Annotated in this window: 26 protein-coding genes; 18 read left to right on the top strand and 8 right to left on the bottom strand. The window is 62.9% G+C overall.

Features of this window, described 5'->3' with window-relative positions; translation table 11 throughout:
• Positions 1–256: 256 nt before the first annotated feature.
• The 6 genes from scpB (at position 257) to surE (ending at position 5,166) form a co-directional block, all read left to right on the top strand.
• Entirely contained in the window at positions 257–919 is a 663-nt protein-coding gene (gene scpB / locus RS897_RS33035; RefSeq protein WP_315838822.1) for an SMC-Scp complex subunit ScpB, read from the top strand.
• A 281-nt stretch (positions 920–1,200) separates the two neighbouring features.
• On the top strand, positions 1,201–1,434 hold the full coding sequence (locus RS897_RS33030) for a twin-arginine translocase TatA/TatE family subunit (RefSeq protein ID WP_315832870.1): 234 nt from the start codon (positions 1,201–1,203) through the stop codon (positions 1,432–1,434).
• A gap of 59 nt (positions 1,435–1,493) precedes the next feature.
• Complete coding sequence (tatB, locus tag RS897_RS33025) at positions 1,494–1,964, top strand: Sec-independent protein translocase protein TatB (RefSeq protein WP_315832869.1); 471 nt, start codon at positions 1,494–1,496, stop codon at positions 1,962–1,964.
• Complete coding sequence (tatC, locus tag RS897_RS33020; protein WP_315832868.1) at positions 1,961–2,782, top strand: twin-arginine translocase subunit TatC; 822 nt, start codon at positions 1,961–1,963, stop codon at positions 2,780–2,782. Before tatB ends, tatC begins: the two co-directional genes overlap by 4 nt.
• Positions 2,783–2,954: 172 nt before the next feature.
• The gene (serS, locus tag RS897_RS33015; RefSeq protein ID WP_315832867.1) at positions 2,955–4,394 is read left to right on the top strand and encodes a serine--tRNA ligase; all 1,440 of its coding nucleotides are present in this window, start codon (positions 2,955–2,957) and stop codon (positions 4,392–4,394) included.
• Positions 4,395–4,398: 4 nt separating this feature from the next.
• Positions 4,399–5,166, top strand: coding sequence for a 5'/3'-nucleotidase SurE (surE, locus tag RS897_RS33010; protein ID WP_315832866.1), 768 nt, complete (start codon positions 4,399–4,401; stop codon positions 5,164–5,166).
• Between the two features lie 23 nt (positions 5,167–5,189).
• On the opposite strand, the gene RS897_RS33005 is transcribed toward surE, so the two are convergent.
• Positions 5,190–5,567: a response regulator gene (locus tag RS897_RS33005; protein ID WP_315832865.1), complete on the bottom strand. Its 378-nt coding sequence runs from the start codon at positions 5,565–5,567 to the stop codon at positions 5,190–5,192.
• Positions 5,568–5,749: 182 nt separating this feature from the next.
• Here RS897_RS33005 and RS897_RS33000 point away from each other — a divergent pair, with 182 nt between their 5' ends.
• On the top strand, positions 5,750–6,403 hold the full coding sequence (locus RS897_RS33000) for a protein-L-isoaspartate(D-aspartate) O-methyltransferase (RefSeq protein WP_315832864.1): 654 nt from the start codon (positions 5,750–5,752) through the stop codon (positions 6,401–6,403).
• A 269-nt stretch (positions 6,404–6,672) separates the two neighbouring features.
• Complete coding sequence (locus RS897_RS32995) at positions 6,673–8,043, top strand: peptidoglycan DD-metalloendopeptidase family protein (RefSeq protein ID WP_315832863.1); 1,371 nt, start codon at positions 6,673–6,675, stop codon at positions 8,041–8,043.
• 146 nt (positions 8,044–8,189) lie between these two features.
• On the opposite strand, the gene RS897_RS32990 is transcribed toward RS897_RS32995, so the two are convergent.
• On the bottom strand, positions 8,190–9,164 hold the full coding sequence (locus RS897_RS32990) for an ATP-binding protein (RefSeq protein ID WP_315832862.1): 975 nt from the start codon (positions 9,162–9,164) through the stop codon (positions 8,190–8,192).
• A 231-nt stretch (positions 9,165–9,395) separates the two neighbouring features.
• Here RS897_RS32990 and yajC point away from each other — a divergent pair, with 231 nt between their 5' ends.
• Genes yajC through RS897_RS32965 form a run of 5 tightly spaced genes read left to right on the top strand, consistent with a single transcriptional unit; the run spans position 9,396 to position 13,671 of the window.
• Entirely contained in the window at positions 9,396–9,746 is a 351-nt protein-coding gene (yajC, locus tag RS897_RS32985) for a preprotein translocase subunit YajC (protein WP_315832861.1), read from the top strand.
• 51 nt (positions 9,747–9,797) lie between these two features.
• Positions 9,798–11,399, top strand: coding sequence for a protein translocase subunit SecD (gene secD, locus RS897_RS32980; RefSeq protein ID WP_315832860.1), 1,602 nt, complete (start codon positions 9,798–9,800; stop codon positions 11,397–11,399).
• A gap of 16 nt (positions 11,400–11,415) precedes the next feature.
• Positions 11,416–12,432 (top strand): protein translocase subunit SecF, encoded by a 1,017-nt coding sequence (secF, locus tag RS897_RS32975; RefSeq protein ID WP_315832859.1) that lies wholly within the window; start codon positions 11,416–11,418, stop codon positions 12,430–12,432.
• 4 nt (positions 12,433–12,436) lie between these two features.
• The gene (locus tag RS897_RS32970) at positions 12,437–12,820 is read left to right on the top strand and encodes an Mth938-like domain-containing protein (protein WP_315832858.1); all 384 of its coding nucleotides are present in this window, start codon (positions 12,437–12,439) and stop codon (positions 12,818–12,820) included.
• Positions 12,817–13,671 (top strand): phytoene/squalene synthase family protein, encoded by an 855-nt coding sequence (locus RS897_RS32965; protein WP_315832857.1) that lies wholly within the window; start codon positions 12,817–12,819, stop codon positions 13,669–13,671. Before RS897_RS32970 ends, RS897_RS32965 begins: the two co-directional genes overlap by 4 nt.
• A gap of 1 nt (position 13,672) precedes the next feature.
• On the opposite strand, the gene RS897_RS32960 is transcribed toward RS897_RS32965, so the two are convergent.
• The 3 genes from RS897_RS32960 to RS897_RS32950 all read right to left on the bottom strand — a co-directional run bounded on the left by RS897_RS32960 (position 13,673) and on the right by RS897_RS32950 (position 16,551).
• The gene (locus RS897_RS32960; RefSeq protein WP_315832856.1) at positions 13,673–14,749 is read right to left on the bottom strand and encodes a serine/threonine protein kinase; all 1,077 of its coding nucleotides are present in this window, start codon (positions 14,747–14,749) and stop codon (positions 13,673–13,675) included.
• Between the two features lie 41 nt (positions 14,750–14,790).
• Positions 14,791–16,227, bottom strand: coding sequence for a methylenetetrahydrofolate--tRNA-(uracil(54)-C(5))-methyltransferase (FADH(2)-oxidizing) TrmFO (trmFO, locus tag RS897_RS32955; protein ID WP_315832855.1), 1,437 nt, complete (start codon positions 16,225–16,227; stop codon positions 14,791–14,793).
• A 171-nt stretch (positions 16,228–16,398) separates the two neighbouring features.
• Positions 16,399–16,551: a DUF1127 domain-containing protein gene (locus RS897_RS32950; protein WP_315832854.1), complete on the bottom strand. Its 153-nt coding sequence runs from the start codon at positions 16,549–16,551 to the stop codon at positions 16,399–16,401.
• Between the two features lie 477 nt (positions 16,552–17,028).
• Between RS897_RS32950 and RS897_RS32945 the strand changes: the two genes are divergently transcribed.
• Complete coding sequence (locus tag RS897_RS32945; protein ID WP_315832853.1) at positions 17,029–17,427, top strand: hypothetical protein; 399 nt, start codon at positions 17,029–17,031, stop codon at positions 17,425–17,427.
• Positions 17,428–17,489: 62 nt separating this feature from the next.
• The gene (locus RS897_RS32940; RefSeq protein WP_315832852.1) at positions 17,490–18,539 is read left to right on the top strand and encodes a DUF1775 domain-containing protein; all 1,050 of its coding nucleotides are present in this window, start codon (positions 17,490–17,492) and stop codon (positions 18,537–18,539) included.
• Positions 18,540–18,607: 68 nt separating this feature from the next.
• Here the strand turns inward: RS897_RS32940 and RS897_RS32935 are convergent, their stop codons facing one another.
• The 3 genes from RS897_RS32935 to RS897_RS32925 all read right to left on the bottom strand — a co-directional run bounded on the left by RS897_RS32935 (position 18,608) and on the right by RS897_RS32925 (position 21,392).
• Positions 18,608–19,369 (bottom strand): lytic murein transglycosylase, encoded by a 762-nt coding sequence (locus tag RS897_RS32935; RefSeq protein WP_315838821.1) that lies wholly within the window; start codon positions 19,367–19,369, stop codon positions 18,608–18,610.
• Positions 19,370–19,568: 199 nt separating this feature from the next.
• Positions 19,569–20,405, bottom strand: a complete 837-nt coding sequence (locus RS897_RS32930) for a patatin-like phospholipase family protein (RefSeq protein WP_315832851.1) — start codon at positions 20,403–20,405, stop codon at positions 19,569–19,571.
• A 69-nt stretch (positions 20,406–20,474) separates the two neighbouring features.
• Positions 20,475–21,392 (bottom strand): DUF2189 domain-containing protein, encoded by a 918-nt coding sequence (locus RS897_RS32925; protein WP_315832850.1) that lies wholly within the window; start codon positions 21,390–21,392, stop codon positions 20,475–20,477.
• Positions 21,393–21,891: 499 nt separating this feature from the next.
• Here RS897_RS32925 and RS897_RS32920 point away from each other — a divergent pair, with 499 nt between their 5' ends.
• The 3 genes from RS897_RS32920 (at position 21,892) to RS897_RS32910 (ending at position 24,093) form a co-directional block, all read left to right on the top strand.
• A complete protein-coding gene (locus RS897_RS32920; protein WP_315832849.1) occupies positions 21,892–22,284 on the top strand; it encodes a DUF3597 domain-containing protein in 393 nt (130 codons plus the stop codon).
• Between the two features lie 137 nt (positions 22,285–22,421).
• On the top strand, positions 22,422–23,189 hold the full coding sequence (locus tag RS897_RS32915) for a molybdate ABC transporter substrate-binding protein (RefSeq protein WP_315832848.1): 768 nt from the start codon (positions 22,422–22,424) through the stop codon (positions 23,187–23,189).
• A 97-nt stretch (positions 23,190–23,286) separates the two neighbouring features.
• On the top strand, positions 23,287–24,093 hold the full coding sequence (locus RS897_RS32910; RefSeq protein ID WP_315832847.1) for a fumarylacetoacetate hydrolase family protein: 807 nt from the start codon (positions 23,287–23,289) through the stop codon (positions 24,091–24,093).
• The last annotated feature ends 65 nt before the right edge of the window (positions 24,094–24,158 follow it).

Below are 24,158 nucleotides of genomic sequence, written 5' to 3'. Positions count from 1 at the left end.
GGAAGAGCCGGCTGCAGAGCTTGTCGAGGCGTCGGAGCTCGAGGCTTCCGAGCTTGAGGTCCCCGAACCTGAGGCAGCTGAGGGCGAGGTCGAGGTCTCCGAGGCTGACGTCTCCGTGTCCGAAGTTCTGGAGCCGGTTGCATTCGACGCCGAGGCGCCCGAGACGGAGGCTGCGGCGAACAAATCGTCATCTCCGGAGGACTCGACTGCGGAAGCCCCGCAGGCCGAGGATGCATCGGCTGAAGCATCGGAAAAGGTGGCTGCGCGCCCCGAAGAACTGCGGCTGCTCGAAGCGCTGCTGTTTGCTTCAAACGAACCGCTGGACCAGGCGGCGCTGGGCAAGCGCATGCCCGACGGGGTCAATGTCAAGGAGGCGCTGGCGCAGCTGCAGGCCGACTACGCGCTGCGCGGCGTCAATCTGGTCCGCATCGGCACCAAATGGAGCTTCCGCACCGCCAACGACCTGTCGTGGCTGATGACCCGCGAGAGCACCGAGACCCGCCGCCTGTCGCGCGCGGCCATCGAGGTGCTGGCGATCATCGCCTATCACCAACCTGTGACCCGGGCCGAAATCGAAGACATTCGCGGCGTGGTCACCTCCAAGGGCACGCTGGACGTGCTGCTGGAGACCGGCTGGATCCGTCCGCGCGGCCGTCGCAAGACGCCGGGCCGCCCGCTGACCTTCGGCACCACGGAAACCTTCCTGTCGCAGTTCAGCCTGGAAGCGCTGGGCGATCTGCCGGGCCTGGAGGAATTGAAGGGCACGGGGCTCTTGGATTCCCGGCTTCCGTCCGGATTTAGCGTCCCGGCACCCTCGGACGACCCGGCATTGCGCGAGGACGAGGATCCGCTGGAGCCCGGCGATCTCGATTTGTCGCTGGCGCCGGCGGTCGAGCCCGAGAAGCCCGGCGAGGAGTGAGGTCGTGTTCCCCGGCCGGAACGGTCCCATCGTGGACGGGCCGGGTGGCTGACATGGATTAACGCTGCACGCAATGCGTCGCTTCACGGCGTCGCGCACGTGCGTTAAGTCCTTGTTTTTGACAACTCCCGCGCCTAGTTTCCGGGAAGGACGGGCCGGCTATGCCGGCCACGCGCAGTCAGCAGCGGCCGGTACCCGGCTCTGCGATTGAAAGTGCGCGCAGATCATTATCAAGGTGGGTGTTTCCGCGAGGAAATGCTCATTCTGTGGAGGTTAGCAGGATGGGTTCGTTTGGTATCTGGCACTGGATCGTAGTGATCGGAGTGGTCCTGCTGCTGTTCGGCCGTGGCAAGATTTCGGACCTGATGGGTGACGTCGCGCAGGGCATCAAGGCCTTCAAGAAGGGCATGAAGGACGACGACGTGGTGGACACCAAGTCCGAGCCGGTCAAGACCATCGACAGTGCGTCGTCGCAGCCCGCGCAACGTTCCGACGTTGGCAGCAAGGCGATTTGACGAAACCACAGCCGTTCGTGGCTTAAGGCGCGGGTTTGCCCGCGCGAGCGGATTTTTTCATGTTCGACATCGGGTGGAGTGAAATGGTCGTGATCGGCGTTGTCGCGCTGATCGCCATTGGCCCGAAGGAATTGCCCGGTGTGCTGCGCATGGTCGGTCAGTGGATCGGCAAGGCGCGCCGGATGGCGTCCGATTTCCAGGGCCAGTTCAACGAGGCCATGCGCGAGGCCGAAATGGCCGACCTCAAGAAATCCTTCGACGATGTCGCCGACGCCGCCAAGGGCTTTTCCAGCGGCAACATCCTGTCGTCGGTGACCAAGGACGTCGAGGACGCGCTCAAGATCGACCAGCCGGTGATGACGCCGACCACCCCCGAGCCGCCGACGCCGCAGACCTTCATCGAAGCCGAGACCCATGCGCCCGAGGTCAAGCCGTCCGAGATCAGCTCCCAGATCACGTCTGAAGTGACCTCCGAAATCGCCCCGCCGGTGGTGCCGCACGATCTGCCCGAGAGCGGCAAAGCGTCATGAGCCAGGATGATATCGACGCCACCAAGGCGCCACTGATGGAGCATCTGATCGAGCTGCGCTCGCGCTTGATCAAGGCGCTGCTGGCGTTCGGTATTGCGTTCCTGTTCTGCTTCTTTTTTGCCAAGCAGATTTACAACATCCTGGTCTGGCCGTTTGTTTGGATCGCGGGTCCCGAGAATTCCAAATTCATCTACACCGCGCTGCTCGAGTATTTCATCACACAGCTGAAGCTCGCGATGTTCGGCGCAGGCTTCATCTCGTTCCCGATCGTCGCCACCCAGATCTATAAGTTCGTCGCGCCCGGCCTTTACCGCAACGAGAAGCAGGCGTTCCTGCCGTACCTGATCGCGACCCCGTTCTTTTTCGTGCTGGGATCGCTGCTGGTGTATTTCGTGGTGCTGCCGATGCTGGTGCGGTTCTCGCTCGGCATGCAGCAGGCCGCCGGAGCAGAGACCGCGCAGATCGCGCTGTTGCCCAAGGTCGGCGAATACCTGTCGCTGATGATGTCGCTGATCTTCGCATTCGGCATCGCCTTCCAGCTGCCGGTGGTGCTGACGCTGCTCGGCCGGATCGGCATCCTCACGGCCAAGCAACTCAGGGAGAAGCGCCGGTATTTTATCGTGGCGGCCTTCGTGATTGCGGCGGTGCTGACCCCGCCGGATGTCATCAGCCAGATGTCGCTCGCCATTCCCCTGATGATTCTTTACGAGGGCTCGATCTTCGCCGTGGCCATCGTCGAGAAAAAGGCAGCTGCGCAGAAGGCGGCCGACGGCACTAGTCCGCCCGCGGATGTGTCCGGAACGACGCCGGCCGCCTGACGGCCTGCACCCGAAGTCCCTTAAATTGCTAGAATTGCGTTGATTCTGGCCCCGGTAACGCGGCGAGGCAAACGCGGGGGCGTTGTGTTGTGTTTCATGTTTATAACCGGGCCGGTTCAGGGTACTGGATGCCCGCCTGCCGTAAGATGCGTTCGTTAGGACAAGTTCAGCCATGCACGACATCAAATCGATCCGCGACAATCCCGGGGCTTTCGACGCCGCCTTGAAGCGGCGGGGACTGGAGCCGTTGTCGTCGTCACTGCTGGCGGTCGACGACCGGCGTCGCGCGGCGATCACAGAATCCGAGCGCGCCCAGGCGCGGCGCAATGCCGCCTCGAAAGAGATCGGCGACGCCAAGAAGGCGAAGGACGAGGCTCGCGCTGGCGCGCTGATGGCGGAAGTCGGTGAACTCAAGACCAGGCTGCCGGAGCTCGAGGCCGTTGCGAAAGCCGCCGAAGCCGAGCTGTTCGAGACGCTGGCTGCGATCCCGAATTTGCCGTTCGACGAGGTGCCGGATGGCGCCGACGAGCATGGCAATGTCGCGCATCATCATTTCGGGGCGAAGCGTAACTATGCGTTCGCGCCGAAGGAGCATGTCGATCTCGGTGAAACGCTGGGCTTCATGGATTTCGCGGCCGCCGCCAAATTGTCGGGGGCACGCTTTGTCGTGCTCAAGAAGGGACTGGCACGGCTGGAACGGGCGATCGGGCAGTTCATGCTCGACCTGCACACCAACGAGCACGGCTACACCGAAATCAACCCGCCGCTGCTGGTCAAAGATGCTGCCATGTTCGGCACCGGACAATTGCCGAAGTTTCGCGACGACCAGTTCGGCACCGCGCCGCCGGTCAGCAAGGCGGAGATCTATCAGCAGATCCGGGTCAAGGCTGTGGACATGGCGGTCAGGGAGCTGAACAAGCCCGCCGCCGAACTACAGCTCGACGATTTGTTCGTGTTCGAGATGCGGGTGATCGATGATCTGCCACCGGACGTGAGTCATTGGCTCATTCCCACCGCCGAGGTGCCGCTCACCAATCTGGTGCGCGAATCCATCCTCGACGAGAAAGAACTGCCGTTGCGGTTGACCGCGCTGACGCCGTGCTTCCGCGCCGAGGCCGGTGCGGCAGGGCGCGACACCCGCGGCATGATCCGCCAGCATCAGTTTACCAAGGTCGAACTGGTCTCGATCACCACGCCGGACGCGAGCCGCGACGAGCACGAGCGCATGCTGTCGTGCGCCGAGGAAGTGCTGCGCAAGCTCGATCTGCACTACCGCGTGATGACACTGTGCACCGGTGACATGGGCTTCACGTCCCAGAAGACCTACGACATCGAAGTCTGGATGCCGGGGCAGGGCGAAAGCGGCATGTACCGCGAGATTTCGTCGTGTTCGGTGTGCGGTGATTTCCAGGCGCGGCGTATGGATGCGCGCTATCGCGGCCCCGACGGCAAGCCGCGCTTCGTGCACACACTGAACGGCTCGGGCACTGCGGTCGGCCGCGCGCTGATCGCGGTGATGGAAACCTATCAGCAGGCGGGCGGCTCGATCGCCGTGCCGGACGTGTTGCAGCCCTACATGGGCGGCCTCAAAACCATCGAAAAGGGCATGTGAGCCGATGCGAATTCTTTGCACCAACGACGACGGCATCCATGCCTACGGCCTCAAGATCGTCGAGGAGATCGCGCGCGAATTGTCCGACGACGTCTGGGTGGTGGCGCCAGAACTCGATCAATCCGGAGTGTCGCACTCGCTATCACTGAACGATCCGTTGCGGCTGCGCGAAGTCGGCCCGCGTCATTTCGCCGTGCGCGGCACGCCGACCGACTGCGTGATCATGGGCGCGCGCCATATCCTTGGCGACAAGAAGCCGGATCTGATCCTGTCCGGCGTCAACAAGGGCCGCAACGTCGCCGAAGATGTGATCTATTCCGGCACCATTGCGGGGGCGATGGAAGGCGTCATCCTCGGCATTCCGTCATTCGCGCTGTCGCAGGAATTCGGTATCGACAGCCGCCATAATCCGCACTGGGATACGGGGCGCAAGCTCGGCCCCGATATCATCAAGAAGGTGCTGGCCGCCGGCATCCCGAAAGACACCGTGATCAACATCAACTTCCCGAATTGCGCGGCCGATGACGTCAATGGCGTCACTGTGGCCCGGCAGGGCAAGCGTAACCAAGGCTTCCTGCGCATCGACGAGCGCCGTGATGGCCGCGGCAATCCGTATTACTGGATCGGCTTTGAGCGCCTGGCTAACATTGATCCGCCGGGCGAGGGCACGGATCTTGCGGTGCTGGGCACCCATCACGTGTCGGTGACGCCGCTGCTTCTCGATCTCACTGCGGACGCGTTCTCCGCCAAGCTGGCTGAAACCCTGAAGTAGCGTATCTGCGCAACGTGCGCGGGCTAAATCGTCTTGCCGTGGAGCGCGGTCTCGATGGCCTGCTGCAGCGTTTCGATCTTGAACGGCTTTTGCAGCGCCGGATAATTGCGATATTTTTCCGGCAGGCCTTCGGCGCCATAGCCGGTGGCGAACACGAAGGGAAGATTGCGCAGCGCCACGGCTTCGGCGACCGGCGAAATGATCTTGCCGTTGACGTTGACGTCCAAAATGGCGAGGTCGAATTTCGCCGATTGCGCAAGCTTGATGGCCTGGTCGATGTCGCCGGCCTCGGCAGCAATGACGTAGCCCAGGTCCGACAGCATGTCGGACACAAGCATTCGGATCATGGTCTCGTCTTCGACCAGGAGAACCGAGCCGCGCGAAGCCGCCGGTGCCGTCATTTCAGAAATGTTCCCGCTGCCATAGAGTGAATGTGAATATGTCGACGCGTCAGCACCTTGGCAACAACCAATATTGCGGCAAGTGCCGGGATTGCGGTCTGAAATCGACCAACAGATCGGCGCGGTTCGACCTTGCAAGATGAACGGCATTCGGTTTTCGTGGTTCCGCTCAAGGAGTGGGGATGAGTTCGGCCAAACGTGCTCCGCACGAAAAAATGCAGTTCCAACTGACCTTGCGTCGCCGCGGCATCAGCGACCAGGCGGTTTTGCGCGCGATGGAAGAGGTCCCGAGGGAAAATTTCGTCGAGGAGGGCTTTCGGGAGGACGCTTATCTCGATGTCCCGCTGCCGATCGCGTGCGGGCAGACCATCAGCCAGCCGTTCGTGGTCGCCTATATGACAGAGCAGTTGCAGTTGCGGAACGTTCACCGCGTGCTGGAGATCGGCACCGGCTCCGGCTATCAGGCCGCCGTCCTGTCGCGTCTTGTGCGCGAGGTGGTGACGCTGGAGCGGTTTCGCTCCTTGGCCAAGCGGGCACAAGCGCGTCTCACCCGGCTTGGATACGGCAATGTCGAGGTTTTGGTCGGCGACGGCTTCTCCGTCCCGGATGAGGCCGGGCATTTTGACCGCATCATGGTGACGGCGGCGATGGAGAGCATTCCCGACGATCTGGTCCGGTTGCTGGAACCCGAAGGTGTGCTGATCGCGCCGGTCGGCCCTCAGACCGGCAGCCAGACGCTGGTCCGCCTCCGCAAGACCCCCGATGGGGTGGAGCGGACTGACCTGATCGGCGTGCGTTTTGTTCCGGCGCTGGCCGGGATTGCCCGGGAGATGTAGCGGCACGGCCTCCAGGCGGTCGCAGATCTGACCTCGTAAGTGCTTTCAGATCATCGTTGCCCCATCATTGCAGGTTTTCGGTGTCGGCGGCTTCTGAGCCCGAGCCGCTGCGTAAATCGGGCGTTTCGCTTGCTGCTGAACGCATGGCGTTCATCGTGAAGATGCCGCCAAATCTGGCGAATTTCGATGTTGGGGAGTGGGGTTAAGCGGTTGTTTACTGGGAATGTGTTTACTCAATTTTGTGTGAGTAGCGTATTGAGTGAGTAACCATGTCCCGCGTAACCGAGTTGCTTCGCTCGCGCCGCATGCCGCAAATCGCGGTACTGGCGCTGGTTTCAGTTGGATTTGCCGGATGCAGCGCGGATACGTCGACGCGCTTCTCGCAAGACGGGTTCTCCAACGGATTTTCCAATCCCTTCAATTCGCGCCAGGAAACCACGGGCTCCGTGCAGTCGCAATATGCTGCGCCGACGCCTCCGGTCGAGAGCCGGCCGCTTCCGCAATATAACCGGCCACAATACTCATCGTCTCAGCTGCCGCCGATCTCGGCGCCGCAGTCCTATCCGAGCGGCGGTGTGTCGGGTGGAGGCGGGCGCGGCATGGCGTCCTATACGCCGCCGTCCAAGCCGATCGAGACCACCGCAACCGTCGCGCCGCGCTCGGTGGCCGCTGCACCGACAGCCGGCACCGCGATCATTGTCGGCACCAGCGATACGATGGATGGGTTGGCGCGCCGCTACAACGTCTCCGCCGCCGCCATCATGCAGGCGAACCGGATGTCGGGGCCCCGCGCTCTGCAGCCGGGCCAGCGGCTGATCATTCCGCATCCGACCATGACCGCATCGGCGCGTCCGCCTGTGGTGGCGCCGGCACCGGCCGCCAAGATTGTAAACGTTCCTGCCAGTGTTCATGTCGTCAACCGTGGCGACACGCTGATGAGCATTTCGCGGCGCAACAACATCCCGCTGTCGCAGCTCGCCAAAGCCAACAACCTGCCGCCGACTGCCCAGCTCAAGCTCGGCAGCAAGATCACCGTGCCCGGCCGCACCGCGTCCGCTGAACCGGCTCTCGCACAGCCGGCGGGTCCGGCGCTCGCGGCCACCGAAACCAAGCCGGCGCCGGCTCCGGTCGCTGCTACTTCTGTGAAGCCTGGTACCAAGGTCGCGTCGGTCGAGCCAACGCAAAAGGCGATGCTGGCGAGCCCGACTCCGACGGTTGCCGAGGTCGAGCCCGCGAAGGCCGCCGAGACCACCAGTGGCTTGCCGTCATTTCGCTGGCCCGTGCGCGGCCGCGTGATCACGAGTTATGGTGCGAAGACCAACGGCAAGCAGAACGACGGCATCAATGTCGCGGTGCCTGAAGGCACGCCGGTGAAGGCAGCCGAAGACGGCGTCGTGGCCTATTCCGGCAACGAGCTGAAGGGTTATGGCAACCTGGTCCTGGTGCGCCATTCCAACGGCTATGTCACCGCCTACGCCCACGCCAGCGAACTGATGGTGAAGCGCGGCGACACCATCAAGCGTGGCCAGACCATTGCCAAGTCGGGACAGTCCGGCGAGGTCGGGTCACCGCAGTTGCACTTCGAGATCCGCAAGGGCTCGTCGCCGGTCGATCCGCTGCAATTCCTGAATGGTGCCTGATGCTGGGAGCGTCGCTGCAAAGCGGCGCGGACCCAAAGCGGCGCGGACCCAACGGGTTTCTGAATTCTAGTGTCCCTCGAATCCGGCGGTCGTCAACGAAGATGCCCCCCTCGGTGGCTGTCGGATTCGGGACACTAGAAAGTTTTTTAAGAGCTCACCGACAGCCGCACGCCTTTGCGCCCGGCCACTTCCTGCACGAACTGCCACGCCACGCGGCCTGACCGCGACCCGCGCGTCGTCGCCCATTCCAGTGCTTCGCGCTCGAGCTCCTGATCGTCGATCTTGATCTTGAAGTGCGCGCAGTAGCCGCGCACCATCGCCAGATATTCGTCCTGGCTGCATTTGTGGAAGCCGAGCCACAAGCCAAAGCGATCCGACAGCGAGACCTTCTCCTCGACCGCTTCGCCGGGATTGATCGAAGTCGATCGCTCGTTTTCGATCATGTCGCGGGCGAGCAGGTGCCGCCGGTTCGAGGTGGCGTAGAGGATGACGTTGTCGGGACGGCCCTCGATGCCGCCTTCGAGCACCGCCTTCAGCGATTTGTAGGACGCGTCGTTGCCGTCGAACGACAGGTCGTCGCAGAACACGATAAAGTGCAGATCGGATGCCCGCAGCTGGGTCATCAGCATGGGCAGGCTTTCGATGTCCTCGCGGTGGATTTCGATCAGCTTGAGCCGGCCGTTGACATCGGGCCGCGCATTGACGCTGGCGTGTGCCGCCTTGACCAGTGACGATTTGCCCATACCGCGCGCGCCCCACAACAGGGCGTTGTTGGCTGGCAGGCCGGTGGCGAAGCGCTCGGTGTTCTCGATCAGGATGTCCCGCATCCGCTCGATCCCCTTGAGCAGGCCGAGGTCGACACGGCTGACTTTCGGGACCGGAATCAGGCGGCCTTCCGGGGACCAGACGAAGGCGTCGGCGTCGGCCAGAGAATCGGTCTTTTGCGGCTTGGCGGCGGCGGCTGACAGGTTCGCGGCAATGGCTTCCAGGGCCGTTACGATGCGCTGTTCGAAGCTCTCCTTCGCGGGCGCTGGCGGACGTTTTGTCGCGGCGCGGCGGGCAGGGGCTGGATTCGCTTTCGAGGCCTTCTTAGGGGCTGATTTATTGGGTTTTTTTGACATCTTTCGCCTTTCTCGGCGCGGACACTAGTCGAGCCCGGCAGCCTCCCGCAAGCCGTGTTCCAGGCCGGGCGGAGCAGCGTTGCAATTGGGCCGATGGCCGCTATAGTCCGCGCGAATTTGCCCGGGACGGGGCTCTTTGTTGGGCTTTCCCAGGTCTTTATCCAAGGCCTTGCGGGGGTCCATCGTCACAGCCCGCGGCGCGTCTTTCCGACCATTTCAAGGATCGTTCGAATGCTGATCTCTCCTGCCTATGCTCAGGCCGCTGCCGGTGGCGATGCCAACAGCATGCTGATGTCGCTGCTGCCCTTCGCCCTGATCTTCGTGATCATGTATTTCCTGATCCTGCGGCCGCAGCAGAAGAAGGTGAAGGATCATAACGAACTGGTGAAGAACCTGCGCCGCGGCGACACGGTCGTGACCAGTGGCGGCCTGGTCGGCAAGGTGACCAAGGTGGTCGACGACGACCAGATCGAGGTCGAGATTTCGGATGGCGTGCGGGTGCGCCAGATGCGCAGCATGGTTTCGGGCGTGCGCACCAAGGGCGAACCTGCCAAGGACAAGGACGAGGCTGCCTCGAGCTGAGCAAGCCGACTGCTTTTCCCACGACCCGCTCCAATCTGACAGGTTAAGACGATGTTGTATTTCACGCGGTGGAAGGCGCTGGCGATCGTGCTCACGGCACTCGTGGTGTGCCTCTGCGCGGTTCCGAACTTCTTCCCTGAACACACCGTCAAGACCTGGCCGACATGGGCGCAGCGCCACCTGGTGCTCGGCCTCGACTTGCAGGGCGGCTCGCACATCCTGCTCGAGGTCGACGGCAACGCGGTTCGCAAGGACAAGCTGAACCAGGTGGCCGACGACGCGCGTCGTACCATGCGCGAGGCGCGTATCCGTTTTGTCGGCGGCATCAATGTCCGCGGCGACAATGTCGAAGTCCGTGTCGCCGAAGCCGACACTCAAGCGGCACTGACCAAGCTGCGCGAGCTCTCGCAGCCGCTGGGCGGCATTCTCGGCACCAGCGGCCAGCGTTCCGTCGACGTCAGCGATGCCGGCAACGGACTGATCCGGCTCAGTGTGCCGCAGGCCGCCGTGATCGAGCGGATGCGCCAGGCGGTCGAGCAGTCGATCCAGATCATCGAAAAGCGCGTTAATGAACTGGGCACGGTCGAGCCACTGATCCAGCGCCAGGGCATCGATCGCATTCTGGTTCAAGTGCCCGGCCTGCAGGATCCGAGCCGGCTCAAGGAAATTCTCGGCAAGACCGCCAAGATGGATTTCCGCATGGTCGACAGCTCGGTGCCGCCGGATCAGGCCGCGCAGGGCCGCGTGCCGCCGGAATCCGAAGTTCTGATGAGTGCGCAGTCACCCAAGGTGCCTGAGGTCATCAAGAAGCAGGTGCTGGTTTCGGGTGGCGACCTGACCGACGCGCAACCCGGTTTCGACCAGCGCTCGGGTGAGCCGATTGTCAGCTTCCGGTTCAATACCTCGGGCGCCCGCAAGTTTGCGCAGGCGACGCTGGATAATGTCGGACAGCGGTTCGCCATCATTCTCGACAATGAAGTGATTTCCGCGCCGGTCATTCGCGAGCCGATCACCGGCGGCTCCGGGCAGATTTCCGGCGGCTTCACCGTGCAGCAGGCCAACGATCTGGCGATCCTGCTGCGGGCGGGTGCGCTGCCGGCGCCGCTGACCATCATCGAGGAACGTACCGTCGGTCCCGGCCTCGGCCAGGATTCGATCGCGGCGGGCGAACTCGCCTCCTATGTCGGCTCGATCCTGGTCATCGTGTTCATGACCCTGACTTACCGGCTGTTCGGGCTGTTCGCCAACATCGCGGTCGCCATCAACGTGGCGATGATCTTCGGCGTGCTGTCGCTGCTCAATGCCACGCTGACACTGCCCGGCATCGCCGGCATCGTGCTGACCGTCGGCATCGCGGTCGACTCCAACGTGCTGATCTATGAACGTATCCGCGAGGAAATCCGTGGCGGACGCAACGCCATTTCGGCGATCGACGCCGGCTTTACCCGGGCGCTGGCGACCATCATGGATTCCAACATCACCACTTTCATCGCCGCAGCCGTGCTGTTCTATATCGGCACCGGCCCGGTGCGCGGCTTTGCCGTGACGCTGGGCATCGGCATCCTGACCACGGTGTTCACCGCCTTTACCGTCACCCGGCTGATCGTGGCGACGTGGGTCCGGTGGAAGCGGCCGCAGTCCGTGCCGATTTGAGAAGAGAGTTCCGGCTGTGACCCATTGGATTATCATCGCACTTGCTGTGTTCATCGTCATTCTGACGGTGCTCAGCGTTTATGGCTTCATTCCCTCGCTTCGTGTCGTGCCCGATGACACCAAGTTCGACTTCATCCGGTTCCGGCGCATCAGCTTTCCGACTTCCGCGCTGCTCTCGATTCTCGCCATTACCCTCTACTTCACTCACGGGCTGAATTTCGGCATCGACTTCCGCGGCGGCACGCTGCTCGAAATCCAGAGCAAGTCGGGGCCGGCCGATATATCGGCGCTGCGTTCGCAACTCGGCACGCTGGGCCTTGGCGATGTCCAGTTGCAGCAGTTCGGTGCTCCGACCGATGTCCTGATCCGGATTGCCGAGCAGCCAGGTGGCGACCAGGCGCAGCAGGCGGCGGTGCAGAAGGTACGGCAGACGCTTGGCGATTCCGTCGACTATCGCCGTGTCGAAGTCGTCGGCCCACGCGTGTCGGGCGAATTGCTGGCCAAAGGCGTGGTCGGCCTGATGCTGGCGATCGTCGGCATCCTGGTCTACCTCTGGTTCCGCTTTGAATGGCAGTTCGCGCTCGGCGCCATGATCGCCAACGTGCACGACATCGTGCTGACGCTCGGTTTCATGTCGGTGACGCAGATCGACTTCGACCTCACCAGCATCGCGGCGCTTCTGACTATTCTCGGCTATTCGCTGAACGACACCGTGGTCATCTACGACCGTATCCGCGAAATGCTGCGGCGCTACAAGAAATTGCCGATGCCGGAGCTACTCAACGAGTCGATCAATTCGACGCTGTCGCGCTCCATCATCACCCACGTCACGGTGACGCTGGCGTTGCTGGCGCTGCTGCTGTTCGGCGGCAAGGCGATCCACTCCTTCGCGGCGACCATGATGTTTGGCGTGGTGCTGGTCGGCACTTACACCTCGATCTTCATCGCGGCCCCGATCCTGATCTATCTGGGCGTCGGTGAACATCGTCATGGTGGCGCCGAGGATACGCCGGAAAAGCCGTCGAAGCGTTGAGCATATGACCGGCTCTTCGGACACGCCGCATCTGCCAAGGTCCGCGCCGATCGAGGCCTACGGAAATGGTGGGTTTCGCTTCGATGCGATGTCGCACCGCGGCTCGTTGCTGTGCCTGCCGGATTCGATCTGGGCGTGGCCGGTCGCGACGCCGGGTGAGATTGATCGCACTGCGCTCAAGCGGGTGTTCGATCAGGCGAGCGGCATCGATACCCTGCTGATCGGGACCGGCACCGAGATCTGGCTGCCGCCGAACCGGCTGCGTGAGGCGCTGCGCGCGGTGCATATCGGCGTCGATGCCATGATGACGGGACCTGCGATCCGCACCTACAACATCATGATTGGTGAACGCCGCCGCGTGGCGGCGGCGCTGATTGCGGTGCCATGAGCACGGAGCCTTCCGCCGCGGCGTTCTGCGCCGACGAAGTGCGGGCCCACGATTTCGAACGTTATGCCGCGACCTTGTTCGTCGGCCCGGCACAACGGCGCGCTCTGCTTGCGCTTGAAGCCTTCAGTGGTGAGATCGCCCGTGTCCGCGATCATATCAGCCAGCCGCTGCCGGGAGAGATCCGCCTGCAATGGTGGATCGATACGCTGACCGGCACCGCGCATGGTGGCGTCGAAGGCCATCCGATCGCCGCCGAACTGTTGCAAGCGGTCGCGACCTTCGGGTTGCCGGTGGATGATTTGGTCGGGCTGATCGAGGCACATCGCTTCGATCTGTATGATGATCCGATGCCGGACATGGACGCGCTGGAAGCCTATCTCGGGGCGACGGCTGGGCGGGTGTTTGCGCTCGGGGCTCGGATCTGTGCGCCGCAGGCCGCTGCACCAGGCGAGCTGTCGCGCCATGCGGGCCTGGCGCAGGGCCTCGTTCGCATCATCGGCCTGTTGCCGCTGCACGCGTCGCGTCGCCAGCTCTATTTGCCGCAGCAGGTGCTGGACCTGAATGGCGCGGGTATCGAGGACATCTTTTCCGGAACGGCGACGCCGCAATTGCGCACGGTGCTGGCTTATCTCGGCCGCGAGGCGCGCACCCATCTCGACGCGGCCTTGGCTGTGCTCGCGTCAGCGCCGCCGGCACTGCGCCCGGCGTTTCTGCCGCTCGCGCTTGTCCGCAAGAGCTTGCAACGGATCGAGCAGGGAGAGTTCGACCCCTTTCGGCCGCGGCCGGCGTCGCGCCTTGCTGTGCTCTGGACGCTGTGGCGCGAGTCGCGCAGCGCGCCTTTCCGAGGCTGACCTAGAACGTAAACCGGTCGCGCAAGTTCTTGCGCTGATCCAGAATGCTTTTCATGAATGCGCGATCGGCGGCGCTGGTCAGCATCGGCTCGATCAGGTCGATCTGGTTCATGGCCACGAGCTGCAGGATTTCGGTGCGGACGTCACCTTGCGCGTCCCGCGGTAGTGCCGGCACCACCTGCAGATGTTCCGGCGGCTTCGGCCCATTGCGTGCGCCGGTCAGCGAGGATTGCAACTCGGTTTCGGTGGTCGCGGCGTTGGCTTCGACAAACGCGTAGAGGCCGACGCCGGCGCGACGGTCGGCGAAGGCGACGATCGCGGCGTCGCGCACATCGGGATGGGTCTTGATCCGTTCGACCAGAACCGGCGCGTCGTTGACCAGGCGCCGGCCGCCGCCTTCGCGGTCGGTGAAATTGAACACGCCGCGGGTGATGGCGCGGTAGACGCGTTTGCCCGTCATCAGCCAGACCGTTGCGAAGGCGGATTTGCGCGCCAGGATGGTGCGCTCCTTCGGTGTCAGGGCGTCGGGTGTGTAGCGCCGCTTGTGTTTGAGCAGATGGCGCAGGTCTTCATAGGCGGCGATACGAAACAGCCGGCTGCGCCTCTTGAAGCAGACCGCCAGCTGGAAATCGGTCACGTAGGCGCGGCCATCGGTGCCGCGCAGCCAGTTTTGCTCCTTGGCGAGATCGTTGTGGCAGATGCCGGCACGATGCATCCGGCGCAGCGCCGCTTTGGCGGATGCAAAATAGGCGTGGTCGCCGAACGGACGCGCCAGATGCAGGGCAACACCATTGATGAAGCCGCGGACCAACGCCTTGTCTCCGGCCCACAGCAGCGGCGGCCCGATGTCGATGTCACGGGCAAGGCCCAGCGCCTTGCGCTCGCGGTTGAACAAGTGACGCGCCAGCGGATAGGACCACCACGGCACCTGATCGAGGCGCCGCAGGATGGCGCCGACTTCGCCGTTGGCGGTCTGGAATCGCCCGCGCTCGATGGTGGAGAAGACGTCACGCTTCAGCAGGACACCTTCGATCCAGGTGCCCGACAGGGCCGCAGCGTCGTGTTTCGATAAGTTCATGCGCGTTCTGAAAATGACAGGGAGTTTGAAAAGGGCTGCGGCTATGCCGCGGCCAAGGTGGGCAGTGTGTCAGCGATCCAGCGATCCAGATCCGACAGCGCGCGGGCGCTCAGGGCCTGCTTCTTGGCGACGGTCTTCTCGTTGCCGCGCAGCCTGCTGCCGTCGGGCTTTCGTGTCGGCGGCGCAGCGAGCGGCGGAAACAGTCCGAAATTGATGTTCATCGGCTGAAACGAGCGGGGACCGGCGTCGATGGTCTCGAGATGGCCGCCAGTGATATGGCCGAGCAGGGCGCCGAGCGCAGTGGTCGGCGGCGGCGGGGCGATGACCTCATTGCGGAGCTGCGCGGCGGCGAACAGGCCGGCCAGCAGTCCAATGCTGGCGGACTCCACATAGCCCTCGCAGCCGGTCATCTGTCCGGCGAAACGTAGCCGTGGCTGCGCCTTCAAGCGCAACTGGTCGTCGAGCAATTTGGGTGAATTCAGGAAGGTGTTGCGATGCAGCCCACCGAGCCGCGCGAATTCCGCCTGCGTGAGGCCGGGAATGGTGCGGAAGATTCGGGTCTGTTCGCCGTGCTTCAGTTTGGTCTGGAATCCGACGATGTTGTAGAGCGTGCCCAGCTTGTTGTCCTGGCGCAGCTGGATGATGGCGTAGGGCTTCACCGTCGGGTTGTTCGGGTCGGTCAGCCCGACCGGCTTCATCGGTCCGTGGCGCAGGGTTTCGCGGCCACGCTCCGCCATCACCTCGATCGGCAGGCAGCCGTCGAAATAGGGCGTGTTGGCTTCCCATTCCTTGAAATCGGTCTTGTCGCCGGCGATCAGCGCATCGACGAAGGCGTCGTACTGCTCGCGCGTCAGCGGGCAATTGATGTAGTCGGCGCCGGTGCCGCCAGGCCCGACCTTGTCGTAGCGCGACTGGAACCAGGCCACCGACATGTCGATGGAGTCGCGATGCACGATCGGCGCAATCGCGTCAAAAAATGCGAGCGCGCTTTCGTCGGTCAGGCTGCGGATGGCGTCGGCCAGCGGTGCGGAGGTGAGAGGGCCGGTTGCGACAATGACGTGGTCCCAGTCGGGCGGCGGCAGGCCGGCGATCTCCGCGCGGCTGATCTCGATAAGGGGGTGGGTTTCAAGGGCGCGGGTGACGGCAGCCGAAAAGCCGTCGCGGTCGACGGCCAGTGCGCCGCCCGCCGGCACCTGGTTGGCATCGGCCGCACGCATGATCAGTGAGCCCAGCCGGCGCATTTCAGCGTGCAGCAGGCCCACTGCGTTATTCTGGGCATCGTCGGAGCGGAACGAGTTCGAACAGACCAACTCAGCCAGCCCATCGGTGCGATGGGCGTCGGTCATCCGCGTTGGCCGCATTTCGTGCAGCACCACGCGATGGCCGGCACTGGCGGCCTGCCAGGCGGCTTCCGAGCCTGCGAGGCCGGCGCCGATGATGTGAATGGGGCTGGTGGCGCTTTGCGATCCGATGGTCATGGGCTCACACCTAGAACCTGACCGGGGGCAAGGCAACCTTCAAAGCCAACCTTCAAAGCCAAGCTTTCCGGGGACCGCCGCGCATGCCGTTAGAGGCTTGCCGGGAGGCCCGGAAACGAGAACGCCCGCTCTGCAGCGGGCGTTGTCCGTTCGTCAATCAAGTCGAAACGGTTAGCCGTTGTAGGAGCCAGCAGCAACGCGCGGGATGTCCGAACGATCGAGGCCGATATCGGCCAGTTCACGATCGCTCAAGCGGGACAGCTCGCTGAGGTTGCGCTGATAATCCCTAAACGCCTGGATCATGCGGATCAGTGACATCAACATAGCAGTAGTCTCCTTCGTATCCGGATTCAGCTCTTGGAGGAATGCCGCTCCGGTAAGACCAATATAGGCGCCGAATCTGCAGTGCAACATAGCGTATGTTGCGATGCAGCTAGTCGTAATTTGCATGCCTTAGGCAAGAACTGATTAACTGTTCGAGGCGACTAAGAAGGTTCAATCAAGCGTTCCACGGAACTCTCCATCTTTGTATTGTGTGTTATAAATCAATATCTTGATTTATGCGCGGGGCCGCCGCTGACGAAGCTTCGGCAGCGCGATGCTCGACAAACAGGCCGCGGGAACCCCTCCCCGAATACCATGTTCATTATGCATGGAACTCTTTAAGATCGATTTTTAAATTCATTTCTTTGAGAATCGCGGATTTCAGCTAACCGCAGGAATCGGATTTTAGTTCCGACCTGATCTGCCATTGAGTGGGTGCGATGGACGCGGCTGCGTCTGCGTGGCATAGCCAACGCCATGCTGTGGCGAGTCACCTTGCGACGACTGCCGATCCTGATCCTGGCTTACGCGTTCGCGCTGCAGGTGATCGTTGCGGGCTGGAGCGGAACGATCCACGGCCCTGCGAATGCCCTGGTTGATGCGATCTGCAGTTCGCCGCGCTTTATGTCCGGCGATGTTGGACTGGCTTCGACAGATCCTGCGCCTGATCGTCCGTCGACACCGTCAGCTCATCACGACTGCGCTCTGGCCTGTCTCAACGCCCAGGGCGGTGCGTTCACCACGGCGGATGCGAGCCCGCTTGCGAGACGCGATGCGCCCGTCGTCGTTATGCGAGCTGTGGACGGGGCGGCGTTCCAGCATCCCGGCCTGGCGTTTGTCGCCTTCGCAGCGCGCGCCCCGCCGCGCGTGGTCTGAGCCGCATCGCGCCCCACGCAATCGCACGACATCCACAGATCCATTTTCGTTTGAGGACCATCATGACCATCTTTTCACAGGGCGTCCGGCCTATGCTCGGCGTCGCCGTCGCAACCGCCATCTCAACCCTGGGCTTCGGCCTGTCGCAAACCCAGGCGTTCGCTCATGTGACGCTCGCGACCCCCGAGGCGCGGGCCAATGCATCGTACAAGGGCGTGCTGCAGGTGCCGCACGGCTGTGCCGGCGAGCCGACGCAGGCTATTCGTCTGCAGATCCCGGAAGGCGTCATCGGCGTTAAGCCGATGCCGAAAGCGGGTTGGACACTCGCCACGACGCGCGGCGATTACGCCAAGAGCTACCAGAGTCACGGCCAGACCGTGACGGAGGGCGTCAAGGAGATCGTCTGGTCGGGCGGTAGTCTGTCGAATGACAATTACGACGAGTTCGTTTTCGCTGGATTCGTTGGCGGCGATTTCAAGCCGGGGCAGACCGTCTATTTCCCGACTATCCAGCAATGCGCCAAGGGCGAGGCGCGCTGGGTCGACATTCCAGGCGAACAGCAGACTGCCCACGATCTGAAGACACCGGCGCCGCAACTGCGGATCGTTGCGGACGCGACCACGCTCGCGCAGGCCCAGACCGATCACGGAGCACACGGCAGCGCGAGTTCAACGCCGATGGCAAAGCCGGCGTCGGGCAGTGACACTTACAAAATCGGTGATTTGGTGGTGACTTCGCCCTGGAGTCGCGCGACGCCGGGCGGCGCCAAGATCGGCGGCGGTTATCTGAAAGTCACCAACAACGGTACGGCCGCGGACCGGCTGACCAGTGCGACCGCTGGCTTCGCCGACCATGTCGAGATCCACGAGATGTCGATGACCAACGGCGTCATGAAGATGCGCCCGCTCGACAACGGGTTGGAAATCAAGCCCGGCGAGACGGTCGAATTGAAGCCGGGCGGCTTCCACATGATGTTCATGGATCTGAAGCAGCCGCTGAAGCAGGGCGACACGCTCAAGGTGACGCTAAAATTCGAGAAGGCGGGGGCGCTGGATGTGAATTTCAGCGTCAATGCGCTGGGCGCGACCGGTGGTACACAGCACCAGCACTAAAGTCTCTTCAAAGAGCAGCGCGCGGATGCTGTTGCCATGCCGCGCGCTGTCAAGAGTTGTCCTGTCCTTTAAGGTACTTCCAGCTGGCTGGCGAAATAAGCGATCGTCTTTGAATAGACCTCGCTCTTGTTCCACTGCTTGATCACGTCGAAATTCGCCGCGCCGGGATCCCAAGGTTTGCCGCGTTGCCAGCCATAGCCGGCGAGGTAGTTGGCGGTCGAGGCCAGCACATCCGGCGCGCTGCGCAGCAGGTCGCGGCGGCCGTTGTCGTCGAAGTCGACCGCAAACTTGATGTAGGATGACGGCATGAACTGGGTCTGGCCGATTTCGCCGGCCCAGGCGCCACGCATGTCGGAGGGTGTGAGATCGCCGCGGTCGACAATGCGCAGCGCGTCCAGCAGTTCAGCGCGGAACATCTCGGATCGCCGGCAGTCATAGGCCAGTGTGGCGATTGAACGGATGGTCGGAAACTTCCCGATATTGACGCCGAAGTCGGTTTCCAGCCCCCAGATCGCCACCAGCACCGAGCCGGGCACGCCGTATTTCTGTTCGATACGCGACAGCACCGAGCCGTACTGTTTCATCAGGTTTCGCCCGCGCGTCAGGCGTGGCGGCACCATGCGCCCGGAAAACTCCTCGAAACTTTGCTTGAATACCTTTTGCCCCCGGTCGTGTGAAATCACGCTCTGATCGAGAGTGATGCCGCTGAGGCCTGCGGTGATGGCGCGCTCGGAAATGCCTTGCGCGGCGGCGTCACGCTTGATGTTGTCGAGCCAACTGTCGAAGTTGCCGGTGTCGCAAGTTGCGGCAGCGAGGCCCGCATGCGGCATGACCAGCGCTGCGGCGAGGATTGCAAGTGGAAGATAGTGTCGACGGGCCATTGGATGTCTCACAGCTGATCGCTGACCGCGATGGATCAGCGAACGAAATAATGCCCCGGATTGTTTTAAATTTGATGGCAACGGCGGCCAAAACAAGGCGCGTTCCGGCCCCCGGAGCAAAGTCGAATCGACTTCTCGGTGAACAGACTTAACGCCGGATCGATCTGGCGAACTTTTCACCATCCGCACGGCCCAGCTCGAAGGCTCGTCGGATGCCGTCGGGGTTGGTAATGTCGAACTGCTTGACCTTGATCACCTCCGACGGCTGCACGTACGTACGATTGCGGACCTTCGGAATGTTTTTGTAGCGGCGCGTTAGCAGCACCAGCGTACGGCCGCCTTCGGCTTCGATTGTGGTCAGCGGCTCGATCGGCACGTTGTCGACCAGGCCGCCGTCGAACGCGGGGAGGCCGCCGACCAGCGTGACCGGCATGAATGGCGGCACGCCGCCGCTTGCGATCAGGGCGTCGCGCATCAGTTGCGGATCGCTGAGGGAGCGTACGGCGACGAACTCGCCGCGAAATCCCAGTGCGCGGCCAAAGCGCGGGTGCACCGGATGAAACAGGTGCTTTTCGATCTGGTAGGCACCGATGCCGATCGCGGCGCCAAACGCCGGCGACAGCCCGCGCGGCAGCCGTGCCACCGCGATCCGGAAATCCGTCAGGGCGTTGATGCGGGCGAGGGCGGCTGCGTCGATGGTCTGCGCCAGCAGGTCGTCATACATCGGGCCGACCGGGCACAGCGGCTCGCCGCGTCGCCATGCGGCCAGATCGAAATTCTTCAGGTGCGGACCGCAGGCGTCGATCACGCTGCGCCGGACCTCGGGGCCGATGCCGAGCAGGCTGTAGGTTGCGGCATACGCCCCCGCACTGGCGCCGACCACCAATTGGGGCGCAAGCGCTATCCGGTCGGCGACGGCTTCATAGAAGCCGCCTTGCCAGTAGCATCGATTGCCGCCGCCGGCGAACGCAATGCCGTCAAACATCGAAACCGTGCTGCTGACCCATCATGACAAACTTATTGCCAAACTGGGACGCAGGGATCAACAGCGGGTTTATGTCCGATCTTTTTCGCGGCTCCATGGAATGAGATTGGCCGGGAAGTCCGCGGCATAGCGTCGTCCCTGCCGCGACCGCGGCGGATCCTGATAGGGCGTTGGATTCGGCTCCACAACCTTGCGATACAGGTGCCAGGTGGCATGGCCGAGAACCGGGACGATCACCGCGAGCCCGAGAAATGCGGGGATCGAGCCGATCACCAGCAGTGCGGCCACGATCAGTCCCCACGTCGCCATGGCGACGGGATTGGCCGCCGTCACCCGCAGCGAGGTCAGGATGGCATCGGTCGCGCTGGAATGCCGATCCAGCATCATCGGGAACGACACCACGCTGATGCAGAGTGCGACCAGTGCAAACAGGAAGCCGATGCCGCAGCCGACAACGATCAGCATCCACCCCTCAGGTGTGGTCAGGATGCGCGAGATGAAATCCGGAATGCCGGCGGCGGGCGCATAACCGAAGGTCGCGACATAGATCGCCTGCGCGGTCGCGACCCACACCACGAACAGCGTGAACAGGATGGTGCCGAGCCCGAGCATGGCGCCGAAGGAGGGGGAGCGAAGCACGCCCAGTGCATGCGACGCGGAGACCTCTTCGCCGCGTTCGCGCCGGCGACTGAGTTCGTAGAGGCCGATGGCGGCGAACGGGCCGAGCAGGGCGAAGCCGGCGGCCAGCGGAAACAGCAGCGGTAGCACCGAATAGCCCAACACCAGGCGCGCCAGCACCAGGCCCAGCACCGGATAGATCAGGCAGAGCATGATGGCGTGGCTCGGCACCGCTGCGAAATCGTCCCATCCACGTCGTAGCGCGTCGATGAGATCGGACACCCCAACCTTGAGGACGGCCGGTCGCGCCGCGTCGTCTGCGCCGTGCGTCAGATGTGGAGCTGCGTTGTCCGGATACGGAATGCCCATGCGTGTCGTCTCCCTTGATCGGGCAGCACGTCCATGCAGTCACCGCGTGTGCTGTGACCGGGCGCGCTGTCGCCGCAACGGTCGCGATCAGGGCGGGGCGAACCAAGCAACGAAATCAAGTTCAACGAGAAGAAGCTTTGCCGGGCAAGATCTGTCGCAACCTGTTGGAGGGAGTAAACGCGCAGGGAGCCAAATGGTTCCCACGCTCGCTGAATGGTGTGCAGTTGCAGCATCGAAAACGAAACCATAGTGTTCAAATTGTCGCGCGAGAGACGTTTATGAACGTTACGCGACAACATTCGCGAGTGCCGCCAACAACGCCATTGTGGCGTCATTCTGTCCCAGATCGCGGAAACTTCGCGGCCTGCGTATTTTCGCACATTGGCAAGAGTAAATCGCGCGTCTACAGTCGTGGTATCTGGTTGGGCGCTCGCTGGGATTGAGGCGGCGTCGCGACCATGATCATGCGATCCATGTTCAAGTTATTGGGAGCGACTTCATGAGCATCTTTGGAAAGATTATGGGCGCAATTTTCGGCACCAAGGCCGAAGCCGCGCCAGCCGCACCGGATGCGGCGCCCGGCGCAGCGCCGGCGTCGACCTCGGCGGCAGGCGGTGCCGCGGCTCCGAGCCAGACGGTGGATGTTGCGGCGATCCTCGACAAGGCCGTGGCTGCGCAGAAGGAAAAGCTTGAATGGCGCACCTCGATCGTGGACCTGATGAAGGCTCTCAATCTGGATTCGAGCCTTACGGCGCGCAAGGAGCTCGCCAAAGAGCTGCACTATGACGGCGACACCGCCGACTCCGCCAAGATGAACATCTGGCTGCACAAGCAGGTCATCACCAAGCTTGCCGAAAACGGCGGCAAGGTGCCGGACGATCTCAAGAACTGATCGGTCAAGACTCGATCAGCCTCTTCCGAACTTTGTGACCAAAGACCCGCTTCGGCGGGTCTTTTTTCGCTGCTGGTATACTGCATTCATGATATCAACTGATCATTAGGTTGCGCTGTCAGCTGTGAGGATCGTCGATGTCGAAATGGCGTTATGCCGCTGCTGCAGCGATCGCAAGCGTGCTCGCCGTGACCATGCCCGTTGCCGCCGTCGCCGAGCCGCTGAAGGTCCTGAGCGCGGGCGCCTTCAAACAGGTTCTGTTGGGCGTCATTCCACAATTCGAAAAGGACGGCACGCCCGTCCAACTCGACAGCGATACGGTCGGAGGGCTGGTCAAGCGGATCGAGGCGGGGGAAAGCTTCGACCTGCTGGTCGCCTCGCCGGCGGCGCTGGACACCCTGAAGAAGGCCGGCAAGGTCGCCGACCAAGTGGTCAACCTCGCGCGGGTTGGCGTCGGGGTTGGTGTGAAGGAGGGCACTGAGCGGCCTGACATCGGTTCGGTCGACGCGTTCAAGCAGGCGCTGCTCAAGGCCAGGGCCGTGACCTATGTCGATCCCGTGGCGGGCGGCACCAGCGGGATTTATGTGTCGCAGCTGATCGACCGGCTTGGCATCGGTCCGCAGGTCCGGGCGAAGTCCGTGCTGGTCAAGGGCGGCAGTTCCGCCGATCGCATCGTTAGCGGCGAAGCCGATATCGCGGTCCAGCAGATCAGCGAAATCCTTCCGGTCAAAGGCGTCGTTCTGGTCGGACCGCTGCCGGCGGAGATCCAGAACTACACGACCTATGCCGCTGCGGTGGCGTCGCGAACCGAGCGGGCGGCTGCGGCGGAGGCACTGATCCGCCTGGTGCAAAGCAAGCCGGGCGCCGATGTCATCAAAGCCAAGGGCATGGAGCCGGCGCCATAGCGCCGCGCCGCGACAGCCGTTTCTGAAGGGGTGTTGAAGGCGCTATCGCTATCCAAGAGTCGTCACCAAGAGCCATCAACAAGAGGGAGAAAACTCCATGACACGAAAAGACACGACGGGAATCGATCGCAGAGCCGTTCTTGCAACCGGCGCGGTTGCTCTTGCCAGTGCGACGGCCGCAAGCGCACCGGCGGCTGCGCAGGCCGGTGCAAAACCACTGTTTGCCGTGCCGGCGATCACCATTCCGATTGTCGGTGAAAGCGACGTCTTTCCGGTGCGCCGCATCTACTGCATCGGACGCAATTATGCGGCCCATGCCATCGAGCGAGGCTCGGACCCCAACCGTGAGCCGCCATTCTTCTTTCAAAAGCCGACCGATGCGATCCAGAACGTCGCGATCGGCGCGGTGGCCGATCACCCGTATCCGTCACTGACCAAGAATTATCATCACGAGGTCGAACTGGTGGCCGCGCTGAAATCCGGCGGCACCAATATTCCCGTCGATAAGGCGCTCGACCATGTTTATGGCTATGCGCTGGGTCTCGACATGACGCGGCGCGATCTGCAGAACGGCATGGCGGCCGAAAAGAAGCCGTGGGAAATCGGCAAGAGCTTCGATCAAGCGGCCGTGCTGGGGCCGATCCATCCGGTCGGCAAGACTGGCCATTTCACCAAGGGCGCGATCTCGCTCGCGGTCAACGGCACGGTGCGGCAGAATTCCGATCTCACCAAGATGATCTGGAGTGTCGCCGAACAGATCGCGAAGCTGTCGGAAGCGTTCGAGCTCAAGGCCGGCGACATCATCTATTCGGGAACGCCGGAGAACGTCGGTCCGGTGGTCAAGGGCGACGTGCTGCTCTGCAAGCTCGAGGGCCTGCCGGATATGTCGATCCGGATTGCATGACGCCTGCTATTTTGCCTGCGCGGATGTGACGTGCAACACTGGCGCCGGCGCTTGATCCGCCGGCG

Origin of the sequence: Bradyrhizobium prioriisuperbiae (assembly GCF_032397745.1) — a bacterium.
GTDB lineage: Bacteria > Pseudomonadota > Alphaproteobacteria > Rhizobiales > Xanthobacteraceae > Bradyrhizobium_A > Bradyrhizobium_A prioriisuperbiae.
This window is presented reverse-complemented; position numbering and strand designations above follow the sequence as displayed.